Raw genomic sequence first — 255 nt, 5'->3', positions numbered from 1 at the left:
AATCTCATCAAGGCGTCTGCGATCGCGAACCACCACGCTCGTCGCACCCGTGAGACGGAGGTGTACGTAGACGAGGACTCCACGGAGACAGAGACGATAGAGCAGTACGTGGCGACCCCGCAAGACGTGTGGAACGTGATGATGTGTCTGGAGTCGCTTTTGTCTACGACACACCAACTCACGCCGCTGAAGCGACACATCCTCGACGCTGTCGACGCGACGGAACCGCGGACCTCCGAGGACGGGACGACGGTG

General features: G+C 60.8%; 1 protein-coding gene. It reads left to right on the top strand.

Features of this window, described 5'->3' with window-relative positions:
• Window positions 1–60: 60 nt before the first annotated feature.
• The coding region (locus EXE45_RS18920) for a hypothetical protein (protein WP_137695197.1) at window positions 61–255 on the top strand (195 nt) is incomplete at its 3' end.

The organism is Halorubrum sp. SP9 (assembly GCF_005435015.1).
GTDB lineage: Archaea > Halobacteriota > Halobacteria > Halobacteriales > Haloferacaceae > Halorubrum > Halorubrum sodomense.
The sequence above is the reverse complement of the archived record's forward strand: the minus strand, read 5'-3'. Positions and strand labels throughout refer to the sequence as shown.